The following is a 25,845-nucleotide window of genomic DNA, read 5'->3' on the forward strand; positions in this document are numbered from 1 at the left end:
GCTGCCGATATCCGAAATAATGGGGTGGATGATGGGGATCGAACCCACGACCACCGGAGCCACAATCCGGGGCTCTACCACTGAGCTACACCCACCATTATTGCTGCTACAAAGCTTGTGCAAGGAATGCGCTTTAAAAGCTTGGCACGCCCAGCAGGACTCGAACCTGCAACCTACGGCTTAGAAGGCCGTTGCTCTATCCGGTTGAGCTATGGGCGCATTCTATTGACCGTGGCTTTTGCTGTCAACCCTTGATTGAAAAATCTTTATCACAATCAAGGAGTTGGTCGGGGTAGAGGGATTTGAACCCCCGACATCCTGCTCCCAAAGCAGGCGCGCTACCAGACTGCGCTATACCCCGAACGCCAGCACCTCTGCCGAGGCCGCTGCCAATGCGAGGCGCATTTTAACTGATCATCGTTCGGGGTCAAGCATAACTTGTCACATTGCCCTTCCGGCCTTTCTACGGTACTGAAATGAACATTGATTGACTGCATGCAGCGGGATGCGACAATTGCAGCCCTTAATGAGCGAAGCTCGCTTGAATCGCTACCGGGACAGAATATAGATGAGTGCACAGTTGATTGACGGCAAGGCTACGGCACAGAAGGTGCGTGACAAGGTTACCCGACAGGTAGCCGAGCGCCGCCAGGAAGGTAAAAGAGTGCCTGGACTGGCCGTGGTACTGGTAGGCGATGACGCTGCATCGGAAGTCTACGTACGCAACAAGCATCGCGCCTGCGAACAGGCCGGCATTCTTTCCTTCCAGCATCATTTACCAGCGGACACTACCCAGCAGGCGCTGCAAGACCTGATCGACCAGCTCAATGCTGACCAGAGCGTTGACGGCATTCTGCTACAGCTCCCCCTGCCCGGCCATCTGGATGCACGCCCCCTGCTCGAGCGTATTCATCCGCACAAGGATATCGACGGATTTCATCCCTACAATGTCGGACGCTTGGCGCAGCGCATGCCAACGCTCCGGCCCTGCACACCCATGGGGGTCATGACGCTCCTCGACGAACATCAGCTTGATGTGCGCGGCATGACCGCCACCATTGTTGGCGCCTCTAACATCGTTGGTCGTCCGATGGCGCTCGAGCTTTTGCTGGCAGGCTGCACCATCACGGTATGCCATCGCTTTACGCGCGATCTTCAAAAACATGTCGAAGATGCCGAGCTTTTGATCGTGGCCGTGGGCAACCCGGGACTCATCAAAAGTGAATGGATTCGCCCCGGCGCAATCGTGATTGATGTCGGCATCAATCGAACTGCCGATGGCAAACTTGTCGGCGACCTGGAATTCGAGAGCGCCCGGGATCGAGCTTCCTACATTACACCAGTACCGGGCGGTGTAGGCCCGATGACCGTGGCATCACTGCTCGAAAATACGCTGACGGCTGCCGAGCTGCACGACCACGGTTGAAACCAGTTTTTAACAGCAGTTGCGATACGACAAAGCCCCGCCATTGGCGGGGCTTTATCAGCATTGCGTTTCAGGACAATCACGACGTGGTCAGCGGTTTTCACTGACCCAGGTCGTGCCTTCACGGCTATCCTTTAAAATGATGCCCTGCTCAGCCAGCGCATCTCGAATGCGATCGGCTTCCGCGAAGTCCTTGTTGCGTCGCGCAGCGTTTCTGGCCTCGATCTGACGGGCAATTTCCTCATCATTGATGCCTGAGGAAGCTCCCTTGAGAAACGTTTCTGGTGAACGCTCAAGTAGTCCCAGCAGATTACCGAGCCGAACAAGCTCATGCGCCAGGGCACCCGCATGCGCAGCATTCTCGCGGTGACGATTGATCTCCCGCACCAGCTCGAACATGACCGCCAGCGCCTCGGGCGTATTGAAGTCATCATTCATGGCCCGGGTAAAGCGCTCTGCAAACTCGTCGCTGACCTCACCCTCGATGATCTCGACGTCTGCCAGCGCGTTATAAAAGCGCTCCAGCGAGCGTCTGGCATCCTTGAGTGTCTCCGGAGCGTAATTGATGGCGCTGCGGTAGTGACTGGCCACCAGAAGATAACGCACGACCTCCGGATCATGCGCTTTCAGGACGTCGCGTACCGTGAAGAAGTTGCCCAGTGACTTGGACATTTTCTCGTTATCGACGCGCAGCGCCCCGGCATGCATCCAGGTATTGACATATTTCTGCCCCGTAGCGGCCTCACTCTGGGCAATTTCGTTTTCATGGTGCGGGAATGACAGGTCCGGACCGCCGCCATGAATATCAAACGTATCGCCCAGACAGCAGGTCGACATGGCCGAGCATTCGATATGCCAGCCCGGACGGCCCTCGCCCCACGGCGATGACCAGCTCTCCTCTTCCGGCCGCGCACGCTTCCAGAGCACGAAATCCAGCGGGTCTTCCTTGGCCTCATCAATATCGACGCGCGCACCGGAGCGCATGTCATCCGGATTGCGATTATTGAGCGCCCCGTAGCGCTCAAATCGTCGAACTCGATAGAAGACATCGCCGTTGTCGGCATGATAAGCATAGTCCCGCTCGATCAACGTCTCGATCATGGCAATGATGTCGCTGATATGCGCCGTGGCGCGGGGTTCGCGGTCCGGCGGCAGTACGCCCAGCTGGCGCTCATCCTCGTGCATGGCATCGATCATGCGCTCGGTCAGATCGGCAATGGGCTCACCGTTGTCTCTGGCACGCACCAGAATCTTGTCATCAACGTCGGTGATGTTACGCACGTAAGTCAGCTGATAGCCGCTGGCGCGCAGCCAGCGAGCGATGACATCAAAGGCCACGAGCATGCGCGCATGTCCCAGATGACAGTAGTCATATACCGTCATGCCGCAGACATACATGCGTATGCGACCGGCTTCCAGAGGAACAAAGGCTTCCTTCTGTCGTGTCAGGGTATTGTAGATCTGCATGTCCGCTCTTCCTTAACCGGCCTTGTTTTGCGCCCTGGCCCAGCCATCCTTCAGGCTGACCGTGCGGTTGAAGACCAGATGGCCGTCCCTGTGATCGTGACGGTCGGCGCAGAAATAGCCAACGCGCTCGAACTGGAAGCGCTGCTCGGCGCCAGCCTGTGCCAGCGAGGGCTCGGCAATGCCGTGAACGACCTCCAGCGACTGCGCGTTGAGATGCTCCAGAAAATCGACATCCTTGTCACGATCCGGCGCTTCGACCTGGAACAGGTTGTCGTAGTTGCGTACTTCAACGTCAACACCGTGACGGGCACTGACCCAGTGAATGACGCCCTTCACCTTGCGACCCTCGGGGTTCTGCCCCAGGGTCTCCAGATCGACACTGCAGTGCAGCGCCTCTATATCGCCCTGCTCGTTTTTGATCACTTCATCGCAGCGAATCACATAGGCATTGCGAAGACGTACTTCCTTGCCGGGCGCCAGACGAAAGAACTTTTTCGGCGGTTCCTCCATGAAATCTTCCTGATCAATCCAGATTTCGCGATTGAGCGGCAAACGGCGTGTATCCATGTCTTCACGAGCAGGGTGCCCTGCCACTTCAAAGACCTCTTCGTGATCTTCAGGCAGATTGGTCAACACAACCTTGAGCGGTTTCATGACACACATTGCACGGGGCGCATTGTCTTCAAGGTCCGAGCGAATGGCGTGATACAGCATCTGGATATCGACGACGCCGGCGGCGCGGGAAACGCCCACCATGTCGCAGAATTTGCGAATGGAGGCCGGCGTATAGCCGCGACGACGCATGCCCGAGATGGTCGGCATCCGCGGATCGTCCCAACCGTCCACGATGTTCTGATCCACCAGTAATTTCAGCTTGCGTTTGGAGGTAACGGTATAATTCAGATTCAGACGCGCAAATTCGATCTGTCGCGGACGAGCCGGAACCGGCAAATTGTCAAGGAACCAGTTGTACAGCGGGCGATGATCCTCGAACTCGAGCGTACAGATGGAGTGTGTAATTCCTTCGATGGCATCGGACTGGCCATGCGTGAAGTCATAGGAAGGATAGATCTTCCACTTGTCGCCACTCTGATGGTGCGAGGCGTGCCGAATTCGATAAAGGGTCGGATCACGCAGATTGATGTTGGGAGAGGCCATGTCGATCCTGGCGCGAAGCACCTTTTCGCCTTCTGCGAATTCGCCATTTTTCATGGCTTCAAAAAGAGCCAGATTCTCTTCAACGCTGCGATCACGCCAGGGACTGGGACGACCAGGCTCGGTCAGCGTGCCCCGATACTCACGCATCTGTTCGGCGTTGAGATCATCGACATAGGCCAGACCGTCACGAATCAGCTGACAGGCCCACGCATGAAGCTGGTCGAAGTAGCTGGAGGCATAACGCACCTCACCGCTCCACTCAAAACCGAGCCACTCGATGTCTTCACGAATGGCATCAATGTAGATCTGTTCTTCCTTTGCAGGATTGGTATCGTCAAAGCGCAGATGACACTGTCCTCCGAGCTGTTCGGCCAGGCCAAAATTGAGACATATCGATTTGGCATGACCGATGTGCAAAAAGCCGTTGGGTTCGGGCGGAAAGCGCGTCACGATCGTATCAACGCGCCCCTGCTCGATCTCTTCACGAATCTGTGTACGAATGAAATTCGGTGCGCTGGTACTTTCTGAGCTCATGGGGCGTGATCAGGCCTTGTTGACAACGGATACCGACAGGCGCGGTTTCGCCTGTCCGGATAAAGTCGCTATTATAGCGTGAGCGCCCGGGACCATGCCACGCGGGTATCAGTACCGACGTCATGAGTGACCGGCAGCTCGGTGTGCGCTACGTTTCATGGCTTCTTTGAAGCCGTTCCATTGCTGTCCTTTCCAGAGAATCTTTCATGATCATTCTTTCCACCAGCGCCGGCGATATCAAGATCGAACTCTTCCATGACGAGGCGCCCCAGACGGCCGCCAACTTTGAGCGCTACGTCAAGGAAGGTCATTACGACAACACCCTGCTTCACCGCGTCATCGACGGTTTCATGGTTCAGGGTGGCGGATTTGATACCGACTTTTCTCAAAAGCCCGTGCACGCTTCCATCGCCAATGAGGCCAACAACGGCCTCAAGAACAGCCGTGGCCACCTTGCCATGGCACGCACCGGCGACCCGCACTCGGCGACGGCACAGTTTTTCATCAATGTCGCTGACAACGACTTTCTGAACCACACCTCTCCCACTCCGCAGGGCTGGGGCTACTGTGTGTTTGGTCGAGTGGTTGAAGGCATGGACGTTGTCGACAGGATCAAGGGTGTGGCCACCACCCGTCGTCACGGGCACGCCGATGTTCCTGCCGAAGATGTTGTGCTCGAGTCGGCTCGCCTGGCCGATGCCTGATTGCCGAACAATGATGTTTCAGGCGCAGCGCCATGCTGCGCCCCTTTAGCAGGAGAGGTCATGACGACACTGTTTATTGCCGATCTGCACTTGCAGCAGGATACCCCCGAGCTGACCCGGGCGTTCCTGAACTATCTGGAGTATCGCGCCCGGAGTGCTGATGCGCTCTATATCATGGGCGATCTGTTCGAAAGCTGGATCGGTGATGATGCCATCGGCGAGTTCGAGCAGGAAATCATTGATGCCCTGCGCCGCTTTAGTGCCAGTGGTAGACAGCTCTACATCATGCATGGCAATCGCGATTTCCTGCTGGGTGAACGCTTCGCCGAGCTCGCGGGTGCCATGTTGATTGATGATCCCGCCATCATGACCATCGGCAATGATACGCCGGTTCTTTTGATGCATGGCGACAGCCTCTGCACTCAGGACAACGAATACATGCAGTTTCGCGCCATGACGCGCGACCCGCAATGGCAGCAAAAAACGCTGGCACTGCCGGTCAAGCAGCGCCGCCAGCTGGCAGACCGCATGCGAGAAGGTTCCGGCAGTGCCAACGGCAGCAAGTCTGATGAGATCATGGATGTCAGTCAGGACGCCGTGGAAAACATCATGCAGCAGTGCCACGTTCGCACGTTGATTCACGGCCACACGCATCGTCCTGATGTGCACGATTTCTGCCTGCAGGATGACGGCGTCGGCAAACGCTATGTACTGGGCGACTGGCAGGCGGGTCGCGACCGGGGCTGGGAAGTGCGTCTGGACGGCACGACTCTGACGCTGGAACATTTCAGCCTGTCGGAACTTTCTCACCACTGACGTGCTCTGACGCCCCGAGCCGGGGCGTCCTTATATGGCGCCAGTTGCACCATTCGCTATCATGCAGCGACCGGAACGCCGCTGTGAAAGCGAAATTCATGATCGGGTGATTCAATCAGCGACTTTTCCACTTCACCAAAAAAGGCCACCCGCTCGTCGATCGGTCCGTCGGCATACTGCGCGGCCAGCTCCAGATAATCTTCAAAGTGCCGCCCTTCGGATTTCACCAGACTGCGATAAAACTTCGCCAGCGTGTCATCAAGGTGAGGAATCAGACAGGCGAAGCGCTCGCATGAGCGTGCTTCAATGTAGGCCCCCACAATCAACACATCGATCAGCCTTCCGGGCTCCTGCTCACGCACGTGCTCGCGCAGTCCCTGGGCATAGCGCGAAGCAGAGACATGCTCATAATCGATACCGCGCTCACGCATCAGCGTGACGACCTGTTCAAAGTGTAAAAGCTCCTCACGCGCCAGCTGTGACATCTTGGTCAAAAGATCGACACGGCTCGTGTAGCGATACATGAGGCTCATGGCCGTTGAAGCGGCTTTTTTCTCACACTGGGCGTGATCAATCATCAAAAGGCGTTCATTGCCAAGTGCTGCATTCACCCAGCTCCGAGGTGTTCGGCAGGGCAGAAAATCAAGCAGTTCAGAAGGCATCAGTTCGTGGGACATATCACAACCGGATTAAAGAGATGGACATCATGAGCGACCCGGCAGGATCACCTGATCAAAAGCTCGAATATTGTAACGTCAAAGGGCTGACGTCCCTACCGCTACAGAAGATAATGGCGAGTATTTGATAACACAGGCGAAGATTCAGACTATTGCTATACTTCCAGCCTGTATCGGATCGAGATGGGTGCAGACGTTTTTTTACAAGTGACTGATGCATTCTAATCTTTACGAGAACCGATTCTCATGCTAAAAATGTTTTTGAAAACACTGTTCGAGTAATAACAGCTTACCGAATCGATTTTGATCATGGAGCAGGACGCTCCGGTCAATACAGGCTTCATGCAAGGAGATCATCATGAAAAAACTCGCACTGTTCGCTGCACCGCTGTTCGCTTCCTCTCTGGCAGTCGCTCCCATGGCCATGGCCGACACCAGCTCCGGCATCTACTCCGGTGTCGGTGTTGGTAGCGCACAGGTCCACGATGCTGATGTCAGCAGCTTTAGCGAAAACAACAGTGTGTCAGGCAGCCGCATCACTGACAACAACGACACTGCACAGAGCGCTTTCGTAGGCTACAAGTTCAACGACTGGTTCTCCACCGAGATCAACTACGCGGATCTTGGCGACATCGCTTATGACTCTGACCAGGGCAGCGGTCACTATCAGACCAAGGCTTACAGCCTGAGCGCCATCGGTGAACTGCCCCTGTTCTACGGTGTTTCCGGCTATGCACGCGTTGGCGCTGCCTACTGGAAGGCCAACGCTCAGGAAGGTCCGGCCAGCAACCAGTATGGCACTGACCCGGTTTATGGTCTGGGCCTCAAGTACCAGTTCGAAACCGTTCCGGTCTTTGCCCGCGCCGAGTACACTCGCTATGACATGGATAGCGATTACAAGATCGACGCGGCCATGGCGTCTGTCGGCGTACAGTTCTGATCGACTGTCTCCGCAGTCTCTGAAAAACGGCACCTTCGGGTGCCGTTTTTTTAAGCCGCAATCTTTCAGCGATTACAACTGCTGGGACCATCCGGACCCGGCATGCAGGCTCTCTGTCCTGCCTGCGTCCCCTGATCATTGACTCTGGGCGACTGCCAGACAAATTCCGTATCGTCCCTGTTGGCACAGCCTGAAACCGCCAGAATCAATATCGCCATTATCCCGCCAGTCCATCGACGCCGCATGGTGCCTCCTCTCTATAACCGTGTGATGACTTTGGCTGCAAAGCCTGTACGCGCAGCATTGTTGAACTCATACCATCATTGTTGACGACAGGAAACGCATTTTGCCGACAGGCAGCGAATGCTCGTACAATGCGGTTCATTTCATCCGGCTCAAGGGAAACATTCGGTTCATGCGCGCCAGTCAACTGTTGCTATCCACGCTCAAGGAAACGCCCGCCAACGCTGAAGTCGTCAGTCACCAACTGATGCTGCGTGCCGGCATGATTCGAAAACTGGCTTCCGGCCTTTATACGTGGCTGCCGCTGGGACTTCGCACGCTGCGAAAGGTGGAACAGATCGTGCGCGAGGAGATGAACCGTGCCGACGCGCAGGAGGTCCTGATGCCTGCCGTACAGCCTGCCGAGCTCTGGCAGGAATCCGGCCGCTGGGACAAGTACGGCAACCTTTTGCTTCGCCTGCGCGACCGCCATGATCGGGAATTCTGCTATGGCCCTACCCATGAAGAGGTCATTACCGATCTGGTCCGCAACGAGGTACGCTCCTACCGTCAGCTGCCGTGCAACTTCTATCAGATCCAGACCAAGTTCCGTGATGAAACACGCCCCCGCTTTGGTGTCATGCGCGCGCGCGAGTTCATCATGAAGGATTCCTATTCCTTTGATCTCAATCAGGAAGCAATGGCGGCCTCTTATCAGAAGATGTATGACGCCTATGTTCGCATCTTCACCAGACTGGGGCTCGATTTCCGCGCCGTTCAGGCCGACAACGGCGAGATCGGCGGCAGCGCTTCCCACGAGTTCCACGTCCTGGCCGACTCCGGCGAGGATGCCGTCATCTTTTCGACAGGCTCCGACTACGCCGCCAACATTGAAAAGGCGGAGGCCCTGCCTGATCGCGATGAGCGCGCCACCCCTCAAGAAAACATGCATGAGGTCGATACACCAAACGTCAAGACCATAGCAGCACTGGTTGAAAAGCACGGGCTGCCGATCGAGAAAACGGTCAAGACCCTGATCGTGCATGGCACCGAAGGCGGACTGGTAGCGCTCATGGTGCGCGGTGATCACCAGCTCAACGAGGTCAAGGCACTACATCTGGAGCAGGTCGCCTCTCCGCTGGTCATGGCCAGTGAAGAAGAGATTCGCCAGGCCGTAGGCGCAGGTCCCGGCTCGCTCGGCCCGGTCGGCCTTGAGATACCGCTGATCATTGATCGAAGCGTGGCGGTCATGAGTGATTTCGGTGCTGGCGCCAACATTGATGACAAGCACTTTTTCGGCATCAACTGGGAGCGCGACCTGCCCCTGCCGATGGTGGCCGATCTTCGCGATGTGGTCGCCGGCGACCCGTCACCTGACGGCCAAGGCACGCTATCAATCGCCCGCGGCATTGAGGTCGGCCACGTTTTCCAGCTCGGCACGAAATACTCCGAGGCGCTGGGCGCGACCGTGCTCGATGAAAATGGCAGCAACGTGCCACTGCAGATGGGGTGTTACGGCATCGGTGTCAGCCGAGTGGTAGCCGCCGCCATCGAACAGAACCATGACGAACGTGGCATTACCCTGCCCGCCAGCCTGGCCCCCTATCAGGTGGCACTGGTGCCCATGAATGCACACAAGTCACAGGCGGTGCGTGACGAGTCCGAACGCCTCTACAAGGCCTTCAATGACATGGGCATCGAAGTACTGCTGGATGATCGCGATGAGCGCCCCGGCGTCAAGTTTGCCGACCTTGAACTGATCGGCATTCCGCACCGTATCGTGATCGGAGACCGCGGCCTGAAAACCGGTGAACTGGAGTACAAGGGAAGACGTGACGACGATATCACCATGGTGGCGCAGCAGGAGGCCGTCGAGTTTATCCGTCAAAAGCTGGTTTGAAGCCGGCTTTCAAGCATGTCTACTGGGCGCCTGTGTAATGACAGGCGCCCTTTTTGCGCCTGCTTCCCTTGCCGCTGCCATCCCCGAGACCCGGATGTCGGCTCAGATGATCCGCCAGCTCTCGAGCGCTCTGGCCAATGATCACCACTTTGAAGATCATTTTGAAACCGAAGTCTGGATGACCGACATGAATCGGCGTCTGACTCCCTTCTTGCCTGATGCCGATCAGAGACTCGAGCTACTCAAGGGCATTCAACGTGAAGCCCTTCGCGCCTCGCTGAATCTACAGCTGGTGCTCTCGGTCATTGATGTTGAAAGCCGGTTTTTGTCGAAGGCACGCTCAAGTGCCGGTGCCGAAGGCCTCATGCAGGTCATGCCCTTCTGGAAAAAGGAGATCGGACGAGACAGCGATGACCTGTTCGATCCCGATACCAACCTGCGTTATGGCTGCACCATACTGGCGTGGTATCTCAAGGTCGAAAAGGGAGATGTCACCCGGGCACTGGCACGCTACAACGGCAGCACTGGCAAAACGCGCTACCCGGAGCAGGTCATGACACGCTGGGATACGCGCTGGTGGATAGAAGGTTAGCCGTCAACTACCAGCACGCTATCACCTTGATTAAAATTGTGGGTCAGTAGCCGTGGGCGCATCGGTCTGAGAGAATCAGCGCGCCGTTTAAATGCCCGCGACTTTCTGGACAAGACCGTTGATTTCGATTGCTACAGCCCGGGCCGCCGCTGCGCGCCATGGTATTACGTTTTTGATGGGGCTGGCGTCAGGTCTGCCACTGCTGCTGACGGGCAGCGTGCTTCAGGCCTGGATGACCGATGCCGGCGTCGCGCTGGATGCGGTCGGCCTGCTGGCGCTCATTGGCATTCCCTACACGCTCAAGTTTCTCTGGGCCCCGCTGCTGGACCGCTTCGAACTGCCCTTTCTGGGCAGACGACGCGGCTGGCTTGTGTTGACCCAGCTGCTTCTGGCCTCACTGATCGTCGTTCTGGCACTTTCCGATCCGGGGTTTGCCCCGTTGACCGTTGGCATTGTGGCACTGGGCATCAGCTTTTTTAGTGCCACTCAGGACATCATCATCGATGCCTACCGCCGCGAGCACCTGCCAGAGAAGGAACTCGGCATCGGCTCCAGCCTTTATACCTATGGCTATCGGACCGGCATGCTGTTTGCCTCCGGCGGCGGACTGATGCTGGCCGACAGCATCGGCTTTCGCGCCACTTATCTGACCATGGCGGCTCTGCTGGGCTTTTGCATGCTGGTCACGCTCATGGCCCCCGAGCCCGGTGCCCAGCGTCCCGCACACCCTCAGAGCTGGCGAGACACCTTTCTTGACCCCATTCGCAATTTCATGACGCGCCCCGGCGCGGTGTGGCTGCTGCTGTTTATTTTGCTCTACAAGCTGGGCGATTCGGTCGCCGGCAACCTGACCACCCCTTTTTACAAATCGCTTGGGTTTTCCAACGCCGAGATCGGTGCCACGGTCAAGATCTTCGGTTTCTGGCCGCTATTGGGCGGGATTTTCCTGGGCGGCCTGGTCATCCTGCGTATCGGCATCTATCGCTCCCTCTGGTGGTTCGGGCTGTTGCAGATGCTATCGACGGCCGGATTTATCTGGCTCAACCACGTGGGCCACTCGATTACGGTACTGGCGGCGGTGGTCAGCTTTGAAAACGCTGCGGCGGGCATGGGAACGGCGGCCTTTCTGGCGTTCATGGCCGCGCTGACCGACAAGCGCTTTACCGCCGGTCAGTACGCGCTGCTTTCCTCGATCATGGGCCTGCCCCGAGTCGTGATTTCAGCGCCGGGCGGCATCCTGTCCGAGGCCGTGGGCTGGGACGGCTTCTTTTTGATCTGCACATTGGCCGCTATTCCGGGGCTCATGATCCTCTGGTATTTTCGCCAATGGCGTGACATTGCCGACTCGCCCAAGCGGTAATGCTCTTGTGCGCCCTTTTCATGTTTCACGGACGCCGGTCCTGTTGGCCGAGTCCCCGGAAGAGACCCTGATCTTGCCTCTTGACCCTACCAGAATATCTCGTTCGAAAGGCCTTGCCTCGCTGACTCGCATGGCGGGCCTGAGTACCGGCCTGATACTGACGGGCATGATACTGACCGCCTGCTCTACCAGTCAGACCGGTTTTCAACCGGCCAGAACACCGCAATACACCGATACCAGTACCCCCATGCACCCGACCAGCTGGCAACAACTGCCAGGCTGGCACGACGACAACCTGCTGAGCGCCTGGAGCGCCTTTAGAACCAGCTGCGAAAAAATGGCACGCAAGCCCGACTGGGCTTCGGTCTGCAACGATGCCCGCCATGTTGATCCGCTGGACAGCCGCGCCATCCGACGCTACTTCGAGCAGCACTTTACGCCCTTTACCCTCAGCAACAGCGACGGTTCAACAGTCGGCACCATCACCGGCTACTACGAGCCTGTGCTTCGGGGATCACGCACGCGCCACGGCCCGTATCAGGTGCCGCTGTATCGCAATGCGGGCAACAGCAGTCTGATGGCTGCCAGCCGCAGCCAGCTGATCAAGAGCGGCGTTCTGCGTGGCCGCGAGCTGGTCTGGGTAGATGATCCGGTAGAAGCCGCCTTCCTGCAGATTCAAGGATCAGGGCGCATCAGGCTTGCCGAGGGGGGTGAAATGCGCGTGGGGTTTGCCGGTGCCAATGATCAGCCCTTCCAGTCCTTTGCACGCTGGCTGCTGGATCACCACGAAATCACGCCGGCTCAGGCGACCCTGCCGGGTATCAAGGCCTGGGCGAATGCCAATCCCGGCCGGGTGCAGGAGATGCTCAACGTCAATCCCCGTTTCGTCTTTTTCAGGGAGCTCGACAATACGCACAAGGACAGCGACGGCCCGATCGGGGCGCAGGGTGTTCCGCTGACGCCGGAACGCAGCATCGCCATAGATCCGGACGAGATCCCGCTCGGCGCACCAGTCTTTTTGTCCACCACCCGGCCGCTGTCCAATCAGCGCATGCAGCGCCTGATGCTGGCGCAGGATACCGGCAGCGCCATCAAGGGAACCGTACGCGCCGACTTCTTCTGGGGGCACGGTGATGAGGCCAGTCTCAATGCCGGGCGCATGAAACAGCCCGGTCAGATGTGGGTATTTCTGCCCAACCGACGGTAGCAGACCGTCTTTCGAGAACCGCCATGGGCCAACATGGCGATTCTCGACTGGCGTTACTCGACGACAGGCGCTTTCAGCCGTGCATCCACCCACCGCAGCGCCCCCTGTGTGGCCGCCCAATGGGGCCGCATGAGGACCCGATACTGCCAGGCCTCGGCACGCGAGCCGGGAAGCGGCGAATGACCGGTCACGGGCTCGCGCTTTGGATTTTCACGTACCAGCAGCCTGAGCATCCATGGATTGGCCTGCTCGACCATCAGCAGTGCCTCTCGCGCCTCTTCAAGCCGAGCGAGCCGATACAGCGCCAGCGCCTTGCCCAGCAGCAGCCCGAGCCACGGCTCTTCGCCCTCGTCCCAGGACCGTTCGATCTCCTCGATCAGGGTCAGGGCCCTGACGTTCTGGTCATCGCTCAACAGCTGCTCGAGCAGCAGTTCACGAAGCCCCATGCTGTCCTCGACATCCAGACGGATCAGGCGCTCGGCGAGCTGCCGTGACGGTTCACGAGCACCACGCTCCATGCCGATCACCAGCGCCAGACCCAGGCGGAACAGGATATGGTTGTCGCCATCCGACCAGACAAAAGGACAGTCACCCGACTCGACCGCCGCCAGCCAGTCTTCGAAACGTCGCGCCAGTGGTGAAAAGATCGAATCGAACATCCACGGCAGATTGCCGAAACGCCCGGCCAGCGCCATGGCGAGCTCCTGAAGAATTGCCGGCGTGGCCAGCCACTCCGGGTGGAGGCACAGCGCATCAAGCCAGGGACGGGCGTCATGCCAGGGATCGCCCTGAAGCCCACTGCCGGGCGCCTCTTCATTGTCAGTGGTGAAATGCTGTCGCCACATCTGATAGCGGGCGTGATCCAGATCGCCCTGCTGATATTCAAGCCGACCATCGGCGTTGACGGCAAGCGACAGCCGGGAGGCGCTGGAAAACTCCTGCAAAAGCCGGGTCAGCGTATCCAGCGGCTCGGCCAGCTCCTCGTCGGCATAAATCATCTGTTCGGCCAGCGTAGCTTCAGGATCTTCCGCCAACTGCTCGAGAAAAGCCTGCTGATCCTCATCCAGATCACTGCGCAGAACCAGCCGCCGACGCCAGAAGTCGGCACGCGACCGAGCCTGTTCGGGGTAGCCTTCATGCAGCAGCAGCATGCTTTCGAGATAGGCCAGTGCCGGCTCGTTGGGCATGGCTTCAAGGGTTCGAATAAAGGTTTCGCGAGCACTGGGCAGGTCGTCACTGTCCATATAGCGCAGGCATAAACGCTTGAGCGCCGCACCGCGCAGAAAATCGGGCCCGTGCTGGACGGCACTGTCCATCAGCGCAGCCCTTTTACGCGTAAAGCCGCGCTCCTGATAGAGATCGCTCAAAAGCTCGAAAGCCGGCTCACTCTCCAGCGGCAGCCCCTGCCAGTCCGGGTTATCGAAAAGCGCCTCGAGCATGATCTGGGCGCGCCCCGACTGGCCGCTCTCGGCGCTGACAATGCCGGCCTCGAGCAGCGCCTGTGCCGGCACATGATCAGAGCCCAGCGCGTCATGCAGTGTCCTGCCTCGAAGACGCTGCAGCAACAGCATCCACATTAGATTGGGCGGCACCTGCCCCGGCAGCGTGACCCGGGCGCAGCAGTCACCGTAGCGCTTGCCGGAGTCACACCAGCAGGGTTCCTGAGGCGTCGGCACGGCCAGCGCTTCGATACGAAACCCAAGGCGCTGAAGCGGCATCTGGTTCCACAGCACCGGCGCCAGTGCCTGAGCCAGCGCGACATCGCCGCCCAGCAGCTCGGCACCCTCCTTTCTTGCCCAGCCCATTAGTGAGGGATAGCGTTCGTCACGACGTATGGCGTCAAGTGCTCCTGTCGAAAACCCAAGGAGTTGGTCCACCCAGGCTGCCAGCATATTGTTCCTCCACCGTAATCACGCTTATGCTAGCACGCTGTCTGCATGCATCTCATGACAACGCTATCATGCCCCTTGATGCGCACCCGACAATCGGATCATCCGGCAGACGTCATTGTCTGACGGAATCCGTGCATTCACCACGTCCACTTTAGTTCCGGAAGTTTTTGCTTGTTCTCATCCCGCTCTCTGTTTCGCCGTCGCCAGAACCCTGATGAACCCCGGGTTCGTCTCGAGCGCGAGGGTCGCGATCGCATTCGCCGCATTACTCAGGCGATGGAAAAGGTCCCCTGGACCAACAGTGCCATGCAGATCATCTGGGTCAGCGGTCCGGTCACCCTGCTGGGGGCCTGGGTGGGCTATCTGCTCGGCTATGGCCGCGGGCCAACGATGGAGAACTATGTGTTCTTCATCAGCTATGCCGTGATTACGGGTCTGGCCGGCATCATCGCCAATTTTGCCCATCACCTGACCCGCGGGCGCAAGCACGAGCGGGCTGCCGCCAGAGTCTCACAGGTACTGGATACCCTGCCGGAACTGGTCCTGATCACCCGCAACCTGATCGTCGAAAGCCTTGATGGGGATGCCCGCCGCCGCGAAGCGGCCGCCATGCTGCTGAGAAAGCACGATCTGGCCCCCGAAGGGGTGGAGCTTGCCGCGCTGGAACTGCTCGACGACGCGGAGAGCGCGCGGCGCATTGCTCAGATCGATGTCTACCGCCGTGTCGGGATGCAGTCACGCATCCATGATCTGGTCGCCCTGCATCGTGAGCACATCGACCCACGGCTGAACGAACTGGCCGATGTCGCACCCGAGGCCATCTCGCTGCTGCGCGACCGGTTTGCGGGTCGCGCCCCTGACCTGCATCAGGGGGTGGCGCGCGATGAAAACTTTATTGAACGTGTCCTGGCCGCCATTGAACAGGACAACGCACTGCTCATGACGCTGCAGGATGTCGAGGAGATGATCATCCTGGCGTTCGAACTGCTCTGCGGCCGTCGCATTCCCATGCTTACCTTTGAGTATCGCGGCCGCTGGGAGCTGGCGCGCGCGCTTGATGCGCTTGAACAGACTCGCTCTCGTTACCGCATTCAGCAGGCCACCGGCCTTTCCCGTCTCAAGGCATTGACCGTCTACCTGGCAGAACAATCGGGCACGCTGGTCGAGGATGCCGCAGCGGGACTCCGCGCCGAAACCCTGACGGCCCGCTGCCGTCAGGCCATGGACGCGCTGGCCGAACAGATCGAGCATCTGGCCAGCGGCGTCCAGCAGGGTCGCAGCGATCTACGTCAGGAACTGCAGGAGCGCGCCGAGATTCTGACCAATGCCCTGAAGCTGTTCAAAAGCGTGCAGGAAAATCACGGCCAGATCGCCCGCAGTCACGCCACGCTCATTCGTCATTCCCAGCGCTGGGAAAGCATTACCGGGCAGATGAACGACCGGGCGACCCATCTGCAGGTTGGTCCCGGCAAGCGCGGACTTCGCATTCATGAAAACCAGATCGCCCTGACCGATGGTGAAAAGGCCCGCGTCTGCCGTCACCTCGCGCGTTATCTCAACGATACCCGCGCCGACCGCGAACGTTATTATCAGCATGACCATATCACCGGCAGCGCGCCCGATGGCAGTGATATCGAGATGGCCAAGCATCTGGCCATCGAGATTGCCCTCGCTCTCGAGCCTTATGTTCATCTGTCGCGGCCGGAAGTGCAGCGCGCCATCAATGCTACCAATGCGGCCTATTTCGGCCATCTGGAACCGGACCTGTCTGCGGCGGCCAAGGCGGCGCTGGGGGCGGCCATGGTCAACGAAATCAATGATGATCTCTCGCGCAGCGCCGAATCGCTGGCCATCGCGCTGGTACGTCATTACCGGGTCGCACTGGAGCCCGAAGCCATCGACTTCCTGATTCGCCAGTACGGTGCTCGCGCCTCGACGCTGAATATCCTCTCCAATATTGACCAGACCGCCCATCGCAACGTCAGCCTGCTCAGCCAGCGCCCTGCCGGCATCGGCAGCATTCCCAGGCGCTGGTACCGTGCACTGATCAAGGCCAAAAGAGCACTGAACTGACCCCATGCAGCTGATTATTGCCGAAAAACCATCGCTGGGCCGCGCCATTGCCACGGCACTGCCCGGACATTTCAGCCAGACGGAAGGCGCCCTGACCAGCGCTGAAATCACCGTGAGCTGGTGCTTTGGCCATCTGCTCGAGCAGGCTGCTCCCGAGATCTATGACGAGCGCTTCAAGCGCTGGCGTCTGGATGATCTTCCCATCGTCCCCGCCAGCTGGAAGCTGGTGCCTCGATCGAAAGCGCGCGGACAGCTGGCCATCCTGAAGCGTTTGATCAAGTCTGCCGACCGGATCGTTCATGCCGGTGACCCGGACCGCGAAGGCCAGCTGCTCGTGCAGGAAACCATCGAGTATCTGGGCTGGAAAGGTCCCATCGACCGGCTGTTGATCAGCGACATGAATACGCCCGCCATCAAGCGAGCCTGGCAGGCGCTCGAGGACAATACGCGCTTTCAATCGCTCTATAGAGCGGCGCTGACCCGATCAAGAGCGGACTGGCTGTACGGAATCAATCTGACCCGGGCCTGGACAGTGACCGGCCAGCAGGCGGGACTCAAGGGCGTGCTTTCGATCGGACGGGTGCAGACACCGCTGCTGGGCCTGATCGTGCGTCGTGATCGGACCATCGAGAACTTCCAGCCAGTGGATTTCTATCCACTATGGGCCGATTTTGCGACTCGGGAAGGCACCGTACGGGCCTGGTGGCAACCGGGCGAGCAGCATCGCATGGATGATCAGGGCCGTCTTCTGGACCCGGCACCCGCGCGTGCGCTTGCCGAAAGGCTGCCCGGCCAGTCAGCGGTCATCAGAGAGGTCGAGCAGAAAAAACAGCGACAGGGAGCGCCGCTGCCCTACTCGCTATCCACACTTCAGATTGACGCCGCCCGACGCTATAAAATGTCAGCCCAGTCCGTTCTTGACTGCGCTCAGCGCTTGTACGAGAAGCATCGCCTGATTACCTATCCGCGCTCGGACTGTCGCTATCTGCCGCAGGATTATCTCAAGGGCGTCGCCAACACATTGCGCAACGCCTGTCAGGGGGATGATACGCTTGGGCGCTGGCATGCCGGCGTCGATACCACCCGGGCGTCGCGCGCCTTCAACGACAAAAAAATCGGAGCGCACCACGCCATCGCGCCCACCGGACAGACGCCGCGCTGGCAGACGCTGAGCCGGGAGGAGCACAACGTCTATACGCTGGTGGTACGCAATGTGCTGGCCCAGTTTTACCCGTCCTTTGAGTACCAGGATACCCGCGTCACCCTGGAAGCGCTTGAAGAGCCGTTTTCGACGAAAGGACGCGAAATCCTGCAGATCGGCTGGCGGGCACTGTTCAATGCCCCTGATGAAGACGCCCTTCTGCCGGCAATGACCCGGGGCGATGAGGCCCGTGTCACGCAATGCGAAGTTCAAACGCGGCAGACGCGCCCGCCCGAGCCCTTTACCGATGCCAGTCTGATCAACGCCATGACCCATGTGGCTCGCTACGTGACCGATGACAGCGTCCGCGCCACGCTCAGGGAAACCGACGGACTGGGTACCGAGGCAACCCGGGCCAGCATGATCGAAACACTTCTGACACGGGAATATGTTCATCGACAGTCCGGCGCCATTCGCGCCACCCGACGCGGACGCGGTCTGATCGATGCCCTGCCCGAAAGCCTCTCGGGCCCGGAAAGAACCGCCCTCTGGGAGCAGCGACTCTCACGGGTGCGCGAAGGCGACGACTCTCTGGACGCCTTTCTCGGCGACATGGCCGGTGAGCTGAAGACACTGGTACGCGCAGTGGATGCCGCACGACTTGCCGGCGCCATGCAGCAGGCAGGCGGCGAACAGCCGACCGCTGTTGGGAAAAAAACGGGATCAGGGCGCGGCAGGAGCACCAGGCGCACATCATCAAACTCGCGCAAGAAGAGCCCTAGACGGCGCACCTCAAAAGGTCAGGACAACAAGCAATAGTACATTTCAGGGCACGAAAGCTATAGCATCCGAGACATGAAAAACCCGCATCAGCGTTTGCTGATGCGGGCGGACGGCAGACGCTTGCGTCAGCGCATAACGTGCTTATTTGGCAGCGTTATAGCGCTTCTCGACCTCTGCCCAGTTGACCACGTTCCAGAATGCCTTGAGATAGTCCGGACGACGGTTCTGGTAGTTCAGATAGTAAGCGTGTTCCCAGACATCGACGCCCAGAATCGGCGTGGCATCGTAGCCGCCGTAGGCCTGAGAGGAAACCGGGCTGTCCTGGTTGGCAGTAGAGACGATTTCCAGCTTGCCGTTTTTGACCACCAGCCATGCCCAGCCGGAACCGAAGCGACCCTTGGCGGCTGTTTCAAACTTCTCGGCGAAGGCATCGACACTACCAAAGGTCTTCTCGATATCGCTCATCAGCGTCGGGAATTCCTTCAGACCACGAGCATTCGGGGTCATGATTTCCCAGAACAGCGAGTGGTTGGCATGACCACCGGCGTTGTTACGAATGGCGGTGCGCTGCTCTTCCGGGACGCGGTCCAGCTGCTTGAGCAGCTCGGGCGCTTCAAGCCCGGCCAGATCTTCAGGAAGCTTTTCCAGCGCAGCGTTTGCGTTGGTCACATAGGTGTTGTGATGCTTGCCATGGTGGATTTCCATCGTCTGCGCATCGATGTGCGGCTCGAGTGCATCAAATGCATAGGGCAGTTCGGGAAGCTTGTAAGCCATGGTCAAACTCCTTGTTCGCTCGCTGAGCGGATTTAAACCGGCGACCGCTTTTTTATCCCTGCAATCGCCATGACAGTTAAGGACGGATTGAAGCGTGGCGAGCCACCTTCGTATGTCCCATAAGACATTAGGTGCCCACAGCGTGTTTTCAAGGTCGATGACACAATTCTTTGTGTATTGATGTCACCGACCCTTTTGCAGGCGTCAGCCGGTATTGCGAAGCCCCGCCGAGATGCCCGCCATGGTCACCATCAGCGCACGCTGCAGATCCGGCGAAATATCGCCCTCGAGCTGACGACTTCTATACAAAAGCTCGGCCTGCAGCCCGTGCAGCGGATCGATATAGGGATTGCGCACGTCCACCGCCTGACGAATCAATGGCGCATGCTCAAGAAGCTGACGCTGCCCGCGAATGTTCAAAAGCGTCTGCTCAAGCCCCTCCAGACGCTCACGCAGTGACGTGCCCAAAGCGCGCGATTTTTCATCGTCGATCAAACGCTCTTCGTAATAGGCGTTGATTTCGGCGTCCGCCTTGGCCAGCAGCATTTCGAGCATGTCCAGGAAGGTGCCGAAAAACGGCCACTCGTTCATCATCTCGCGCAGGCGCGCCATGCCTTCTGCACTATCGCTTCGCTCGGCAAAGGCCGCGTCACTACCCAGCCAGGCCGGCAGCATCAAACGTGTCTGGGTCCAGGCAAAGATCCAGGGAATGGCCCTGAGCGTTTCGACCCCCCCCGTGGCGCGACGCTTGGCCGGTCGTGAGCCCAGCGGTAGTCCGGAAAGCGCCGTTTCCGGCGTGACGGCGCGGAAGTAAGGGACAAAGGCTGGATCTTCCCGCACGATGCCCGAGTACACTTCATGGGCGCGTCGAGCCAGATGATCCATCTCCTCGCGCCATTCCTGTTTGGGCTCGATCGGTGGCAGAAGCGTGGCTTCCAGCACTGCGCTGAGATAGATCTCCATCGAACGCACGGCAATGCGAGGCTGACCGAACTTGAAGCGAATCATCTCGCCCTGTTCGGTCACCCGCAGGCTGCCCTGCACCGACCCCGGCGGCTGGGACAGAATGGCCGCGTGTGCCGGGCCGCCCCCACGCCCGACCGTACCCCCGCGGCCATGGAAGAGCGTCAGCGTCACATCATGCTCATGACAGACCTCGACCAGCCGCTCCTGCGCGCGATACTGCGCCCAGGCCGCCGCCAGCTGACCGGCATCCTTGGCCGAATCGGAATAGCCGATCATCACTTCCTGACGGGCATCAATCAGTGATCGATAGGTCGGCATGGCCAGCAGATCATTGATCACGTGACCGGCACGGTCCAGATCGTCCAGCGTTTCAAACAGAGGCGAGATGGGCAGACTGACGCGCCCGCCCACGGCCTTCATGAGCAGCGCCACAGCCAGTACATCACTGGCCTGACCGGCCATGGAAATGACATAGGACCCCAGTGCCTCACTGTACTCCGAGCCGATGATTGCGAAGGTGTCGAGCACCTCGCGCACATCGTCCGAGCAGGGCCACTGCGAGGGAATCAGCGGACGCGGCGAACTCAGTTCCCTGAGCAAAAAGTCACGACGGATCGCCTCATCCCACTCGCCATAGTTGCCCAGACCCAGGTATTGGGTCAGCTCTTCGAACACCTGCGTATGGCGCGTCGACTCCTGGCGGATGTCCAGGCGGGTCATGGTGGTCCCGAAGCAGGCCACCCGACGCAGGGTATCCAGCAGCGCGCCGTTGGCGATAACGTCCAGACCACAGGCCATCAGCGAGTGATAACAGGCTTCCAGCGGCGCCTGCAGCGCCTCACGGGTCTCCACCGTGGGCCGCTCACCGCTCCAGCCGTGCCCTTCCCAGATCATCTGGGCCTTGTCACGCGTGGCCGCCAGACGCTGCTCAAGGTCGCTGAGCACCCTGCGATACGGCTCCGGGCAGGGGCCACCGGCCAGCTCGATCAGCTCGGGCGTGGCCTTCCACATCGACAGTTCAAGGCGCAGCTGCTCGACATCGCGTCGGAAACTTTCCGCAGCGCGATGACGCTCGAGCAGCAGCACCTCACGGGTCACGGCCGAGGTCACATTGGGATTGCCATCGCGGTCACCGCCCATCCAGGAAGCAAATCGGATGGGGGCCGCATCCAGCGGCAGGCGTCGACCTGCCCGCGACAGCAGCAGTTGATCCAGCTCGCGATAAAAGGTCGGCACAGCCTGCCACAGCGACTGCTCGATGACCGCCAGCCCCCAGCGCGCCTCATCGACCGGTGTCGGCCGTTCAGCACGTATTTCACTGGTGTGCCAGGCCTGACTGACGAGCTCGTTCAGGCGCCCCTGCAGCTGCTCAAGGCGCTCGGGGTGCTCTTCACTGCCGCTCAACTCTCCCAGACAGCCGTTGATGGCGTCGTATTTGCGAATCAGGGTACGCCTGACCACTTCGGTCGGATGCGCGGTCATCACCAGTTCAATGCGCATGCTGGCGATCCGCTCGATCAGGGCATCGCCGTCATGGCCTGCCTGCGTCAGACGCTCCAGCAGGTCATCCAGACGCGGCTGGGTGCCGGGACGATAATCCTCGACCCGCCGGAAACGCCCCCGGTAGTGCTGTTCGGCCAGGTTGGCCAGATTGAGAAACTGGTTGAAGGCACGCGTGACCGGCAGCATGCGCTCTTCCGGCAGGGTGCGAAGGTAATCGATCAGTTCGGCGCGGGCGCTGGCATCCTTGCGCCCCTGCTTGGCCAGTGCCCGGATCTTCTCGATCTGGTCGACAAATTCGGGCCCCAGATCGTCGGCAATGGTGTGTCCGAGGCTGTCGCCGAGCAGACGCACATGCTCACGCAGGGAGGCATGAAGCACATTGTCTTCCAGCGCATTATCGTTGTTGGAAGCTTCCCCCGAAGCGCCATCTTCAGGGACAGAAGAGGAAACGTGTTGCATGAAAGACTCCGCAAGGCGCGTGACAGGAAGCTAGAGCCTGACGCGCCCGGCGGACAACAACAACACTACAGAAATGACTTGCGACCAAAGTCGAATACGGAGAGTGTAAAAGACACCTACTTGCCCTCGGTACGCTTGGCCTCCTGCCAATGGCGCTCAAGGGTATCGAGATCGGTCGCATCGATGGCATGGCCGCTCTCGCGCACGGCAGTTTCAACGTGACGAAAACGGCGTTCAAAGCGCTGCGAAGTCCCTCTCAGCGCCTGCTCAGGATCGATCTTCAGGTGCCGGGCCAGATTGACCACTGCGAAGAGAAGATCGCCCAGCTCGTCGTTCATTCGGCCCTGATGCCCCGTCTCGATCTCGGCCTCCAGTTCGGCCAGCTCCTCACGGATCTTTTCCAGCGCGCCATGATGGTTCGGCCAGTCAAACCCGGCCCGGGACGCGCGGCTGGAGAGCTTGCCGGCACGCGACAGCGCCGGCAGGGCCAGCGGAATGTCATCCAGGTATGACGTGGCTGCCCGCGAGTCACGCTCATCGGCCTTGCGGGCCTCCCAGCGTCGATTGATCTCCGAAGTGTCCACATCGGACGCCGCCACGCCCTGTCGACGCGAATCAAGATGACCACCCGGGAAAACATGGGGGTGGCGGGCAATCATCTTGGCGGTCAGCACGTGCACGATATCGTGGAAATCGAATCGGCCCTCCTCACTGCCAAACTGCGCGTAGTAGATGATCTGGAACAGCAGATCCCCAAGCTCGCCAGGCAGCTCATCAAAGGCGCGCCGCTCGATGGCATCGGCAACCTCGTGCGCTTCTTCAAGCGTGTGAGGCACGATGGTCTCCCAGTGCTGTGCCACGTCCCACGGACAGCCCTGCTGCGGGTCACGCAGCACCTGCATCAGCATCAATAGATCATCAAGCGTGTAGCGGTGTTGATCCTGCATCAAAATACCCTTGTGCCCTGAAACATCTGTCTAGCGAGAGGCCTGCATGCTGCCACCGCCCTGGCGCAGCCGGCGAATGTCGGTCACGTTGGTCAACTGGCCGATGCGATTGACCACGCGCGAGAGCACATCAAGCCCCGAAACCTCCAGCGTGATCTTCATGGTGGCCATGTGATCGTCGCGGTTGGTCGTCGTGTTCACGCCCAGTACGTTGACCTTTTCATTGGACAGGATACCGGTGACATCGCGCAGCAGGTTGGAGCGGTCCCATGCCTTGATCTCGATGTCTACCGGATACTGGATGGGCTGCTGCTGCCCCCACTCGACCTGCACAATCCGCGCCGGCTCGTCGCTTCGAAGCTGCAGAATGTTGGGACAGTCCTGCCGATGCACCGTGACGCCCCGTCCCTGAGTGATAAAGCCCACGATGTCATCGCCGGGTACCGGATGGCAGCAGTTGGCCATCTGCGTCTTGAGATTGCCGACCCCGAGTACGGTAATGGTATCGGTGTTTTCCCGCACGCCCTGACGGCGTGGGCGTGCCAGCAGACGATCGAGTTCGTCGGTGTCATCACTTTCACCAAAGAGATGCTGCGCCTGCGAGAGCACCTGACCGATGCGCAGATCACCGGCACCAATGGCGGCGTACATGTCCTCGAGCGTGGTGTAATTGACCGCCTGCGCCAGGCGCGTGCGATCCAGCCGCTCAAGATCGAGCCGGCGAAATTCACGCTCCAGCAGCGCCCGGCCCTCTTCCTCATTCTGATCGCGCGCCTGCTGCTTGAACCAAGACTGGATCTTGGCGCGCGCCCGCGAGGTGCGCACATAGCCAAGGCTCGGGTTGAGCCAGTCCCGGCTCGGCCCCCCCTGAGTGGCGGTCAGAATCTCGACCTGCTGGCCGGTTTTTAGTTGATAGGTAAGCGGAATGATGCGCCCATCGACCTTGGCCCCTCGGCAGTGATGGCCGACCTCGGTATGCACGCGGTAGGCAAAATCGATGGGCGTGGCAACCCGGGGCAGATCAATGACGTGTCCTTCAGGCGTAAAGACATAGATGCGATCCGGCGCGATATCGGAGTTGAGCCCCTCGGTCAGATCGGTGAGCTCACCGACCTCTTCCTGCCACTCCAGCACCTGACGAAGCCAGGCAATCTTTTCTTCATAGCTGCGGCTTTTGGCGTCAACATCCGTGCCCTTGTAGCGCCAGTGGGCGCAGACGCCAAGCTCGGCGTCCTCGTGCATGGCAAAGGTACGAATCTGAATCTCGAACACCTTGCCTTCCGGGCCGAACACCGCCGTATGCAGCGACTGGTAACCGTTTTTCTTGGGATTGGCGATATAGTCGTCAAACTCGTTGGGCACGTGATGCCAGAGCGAATGAACGATACCCAGTACCGTGTAGCAATCCGTCACTTCGGGGACCAGCACCCGAACAGCACGCACATCATAGACCTGGGAAAAGTCGATGTGCTTGCGCTTCATCTTGCGCCAGATCGAATAGATGTGCTTTGCACGCCCCGAAATGTCATAGCGCGTAATGTGCTGCGCTTCGAGCAGACGCTTGAGCGTATCGACCACGTCATGAATGTAGCGGTCGCGAGCCAGGCGCTTTTCCGCCAGCTGTCTGGCAATGGTCTTGTAGTCGCTTTCATGCAGATAGCGAAAGGAGAGGTCCTCGAGCTCCCACTTGATCTGACCGATGCCCAGCCGGTGGGCCAGCGGCGCGTAGATATCAAAGACCTCGCGCGCCACACGCAGGGCCCGCTCGCGGGAACCGTCGCGCACCTGACGCAGCATGCAGGTTCGCTCGGCAATCTTGATCAGCGCCACGCGGACATCATCGATCATCGCCACCAGCATCTTGCGCAGGTTCTCCTGCTGATTATGCTGGGTCATGGACTGCCCCGGCGCCTGCAGCTGGGAGATGGCCGCCATGCGCAGCACCCCGTCGATCAGGGTAGCGACCTCGGCACCGAACTCACGTTCGACCACTTCGATCCGGATCAGATCTTCGCGAACGCTTCGATAGAGTACGGCGGCGGTGATCGCCTGTTGATCAAGCTTGAGCTCGCTGAGGATATCGGCCATTTCAAGACCGATACGAAAGGCCGAATAGATATCGCGCCAGGCCGGCTGTCGACTGGCCGCCTCCTGATTGATCCGCGCCACGAACCGGCAGACGCGTTCAAGCTCGGCCGGATCCTTGAGCGTGGTTTCCCCCTGCAGATGGGTAATCCAGGTCGAGATATCGACCCGTCCATCGGCATCAAGCGGCTGATCTTCGCGAACCTTGACCATGTCACG

General features: G+C 59.3%; 18 protein-coding genes and 3 tRNA genes. 10 read left to right on the plus strand and 11 right to left on the minus strand.

Translation table 11 applies throughout. The features are described 5' to 3' along the window. Positions 1–20: 20 nt before the first annotated feature. From BM079_RS01185 to BM079_RS01195, 3 genes are all read right to left on the minus strand, one after another. Positions 21–95, minus strand: a tRNA-His gene (locus tag BM079_RS01185). Between the two features lie 47 nt (positions 96–142). Continuing rightward, a tRNA-Arg gene (locus tag BM079_RS01190) sits at positions 143–219 on the minus strand. Positions 220–284: 65 nt separating this feature from the next. Beyond that, positions 285–361, minus strand: a tRNA-Pro gene (locus tag BM079_RS01195). Between the two features lie 207 nt (positions 362–568). Between BM079_RS01195 and folD the strand changes: the two genes are divergently transcribed. Then, entirely contained in the window at positions 569–1,426 is an 858-nt protein-coding gene (gene folD, locus BM079_RS01200) for a bifunctional methylenetetrahydrofolate dehydrogenase/methenyltetrahydrofolate cyclohydrolase FolD (RefSeq protein ID WP_090130015.1), read from the plus strand. A 90-nt stretch (positions 1,427–1,516) separates the two neighbouring features. Here folD and cysS read toward each other — a convergent pair whose 3' ends face one another. Then, entirely contained in the window at positions 1,517–2,893 is a 1,377-nt protein-coding gene (cysS, locus tag BM079_RS01205) for a cysteine--tRNA ligase (protein ID WP_090130017.1), read from the minus strand. 12 nt (positions 2,894–2,905) lie between these two features. Further along, positions 2,906–4,585 carry a glutamine--tRNA ligase/YqeY domain fusion protein gene (locus BM079_RS01210; RefSeq protein ID WP_090130019.1) on the minus strand — a complete coding sequence of 560 codons (1,680 nt, stop codon included), beginning with the start codon at positions 4,583–4,585 and terminating at the stop codon, positions 2,906–2,908. 206 nt (positions 4,586–4,791) lie between these two features. On the opposite strand from BM079_RS01210, the gene BM079_RS01215 reads away from it, so the two are divergent. Beyond that, a complete protein-coding gene (locus BM079_RS01215) occupies positions 4,792–5,289 on the plus strand; it encodes a peptidylprolyl isomerase (RefSeq protein ID WP_090130021.1) in 498 nt (165 codons plus the stop codon). Between the two features lie 60 nt (positions 5,290–5,349). Beyond that, positions 5,350–6,105 (plus strand): UDP-2,3-diacylglucosamine diphosphatase, encoded by a 756-nt coding sequence (locus tag BM079_RS01220; protein WP_090130022.1) that lies wholly within the window; start codon positions 5,350–5,352, stop codon positions 6,103–6,105. Between the two features lie 59 nt (positions 6,106–6,164). Here BM079_RS01220 and miaE read toward each other — a convergent pair whose 3' ends face one another. Next, entirely contained in the window at positions 6,165–6,782 is a 618-nt protein-coding gene (gene miaE / locus BM079_RS01225) for a tRNA-(ms[2]io[6]A)-hydroxylase (protein ID WP_090130024.1), read from the minus strand. Positions 6,783–7,140: 358 nt separating this feature from the next. Between miaE and BM079_RS01230 the strand changes: the two genes are divergently transcribed. The 5 genes from BM079_RS01230 (at position 7,141) to mltA (ending at position 13,003) form a co-directional block, all read left to right on the plus strand. Continuing rightward, the gene (locus BM079_RS01230) at positions 7,141–7,722 is read left to right on the plus strand and encodes an outer membrane beta-barrel protein (RefSeq protein ID WP_090130026.1); all 582 of its coding nucleotides are present in this window, start codon (positions 7,141–7,143) and stop codon (positions 7,720–7,722) included. Positions 7,723–8,137: 415 nt separating this feature from the next. Beyond that, positions 8,138–9,844 carry a proline--tRNA ligase gene (locus tag BM079_RS01235; RefSeq protein ID WP_090130747.1) on the plus strand — a complete coding sequence of 569 codons (1,707 nt, stop codon included), beginning with the start codon at positions 8,138–8,140 and terminating at the stop codon, positions 9,842–9,844. Between the two features lie 94 nt (positions 9,845–9,938). Beyond that, positions 9,939–10,436 (plus strand): lytic transglycosylase domain-containing protein, encoded by a 498-nt coding sequence (locus tag BM079_RS01240; RefSeq protein ID WP_245742778.1) that lies wholly within the window; start codon positions 9,939–9,941, stop codon positions 10,434–10,436. Positions 10,437–10,554: 118 nt separating this feature from the next. Beyond that, on the plus strand, positions 10,555–11,796 hold the full coding sequence (locus tag BM079_RS01245) for an AmpG family muropeptide MFS transporter (protein ID WP_090130030.1): 1,242 nt from the start codon (positions 10,555–10,557) through the stop codon (positions 11,794–11,796). A 73-nt stretch (positions 11,797–11,869) separates the two neighbouring features. Further along, positions 11,870–13,003, plus strand: a complete 1,134-nt coding sequence (mltA, locus tag BM079_RS01250; RefSeq protein ID WP_245742779.1) for a murein transglycosylase A — start codon at positions 11,870–11,872, stop codon at positions 13,001–13,003. 53 nt (positions 13,004–13,056) lie between these two features. On the opposite strand, the gene BM079_RS01255 is transcribed toward mltA, so the two are convergent. Then, complete coding sequence (locus tag BM079_RS01255; protein WP_090130034.1) at positions 13,057–14,895, minus strand: SEC-C domain-containing protein; 1,839 nt, start codon at positions 14,893–14,895, stop codon at positions 13,057–13,059. Positions 14,896–15,066: 171 nt separating this feature from the next. Here BM079_RS01255 and BM079_RS01260 point away from each other — a divergent pair, with 171 nt between their 5' ends. Both BM079_RS01260 and BM079_RS01265 read left to right on the plus strand, forming a co-directional pair. After that, a complete protein-coding gene (locus tag BM079_RS01260) occupies positions 15,067–16,968 on the plus strand; it encodes a coiled-coil domain-containing protein (protein ID WP_090130036.1) in 1,902 nt (633 codons plus the stop codon). A 4-nt stretch (positions 16,969–16,972) separates the two neighbouring features. Next, positions 16,973–18,928 carry a DNA topoisomerase III gene (locus BM079_RS01265; RefSeq protein WP_090130038.1) on the plus strand — a complete coding sequence of 652 codons (1,956 nt, stop codon included), beginning with the start codon at positions 16,973–16,975 and terminating at the stop codon, positions 18,926–18,928. A 105-nt stretch (positions 18,929–19,033) separates the two neighbouring features. Here the strand turns inward: BM079_RS01265 and BM079_RS01270 are convergent, their stop codons facing one another. From BM079_RS01270 to relA, 4 genes are all read right to left on the minus strand, one after another. After that, on the minus strand, positions 19,034–19,666 hold the full coding sequence (locus tag BM079_RS01270; protein WP_090130040.1) for a superoxide dismutase: 633 nt from the start codon (positions 19,664–19,666) through the stop codon (positions 19,034–19,036). Between the two features lie 204 nt (positions 19,667–19,870). Continuing rightward, positions 19,871–22,594: a phosphoenolpyruvate carboxylase gene (ppc, locus tag BM079_RS01275; protein ID WP_090130042.1), complete on the minus strand. Its 2,724-nt coding sequence runs from the start codon at positions 22,592–22,594 to the stop codon at positions 19,871–19,873. 116 nt (positions 22,595–22,710) lie between these two features. Then, positions 22,711–23,541: a nucleoside triphosphate pyrophosphohydrolase gene (mazG, locus tag BM079_RS01280; RefSeq protein WP_090130044.1), complete on the minus strand. Its 831-nt coding sequence runs from the start codon at positions 23,539–23,541 to the stop codon at positions 22,711–22,713. 30 nt (positions 23,542–23,571) lie between these two features. Continuing rightward, the gene (gene relA / locus BM079_RS01285) at positions 23,572–25,839 is read right to left on the minus strand and encodes a GTP diphosphokinase (RefSeq protein ID WP_090130046.1); all 2,268 of its coding nucleotides are present in this window, start codon (positions 25,837–25,839) and stop codon (positions 23,572–23,574) included. Positions 25,840–25,845: the final 6 nt, after the last annotated feature.

It is taken from the genome of Kushneria avicenniae (assembly GCF_900112585.1).
GTDB classification, from domain to species: domain Bacteria; phylum Pseudomonadota; class Gammaproteobacteria; order Pseudomonadales; family Halomonadaceae; genus Kushneria; species Kushneria avicenniae.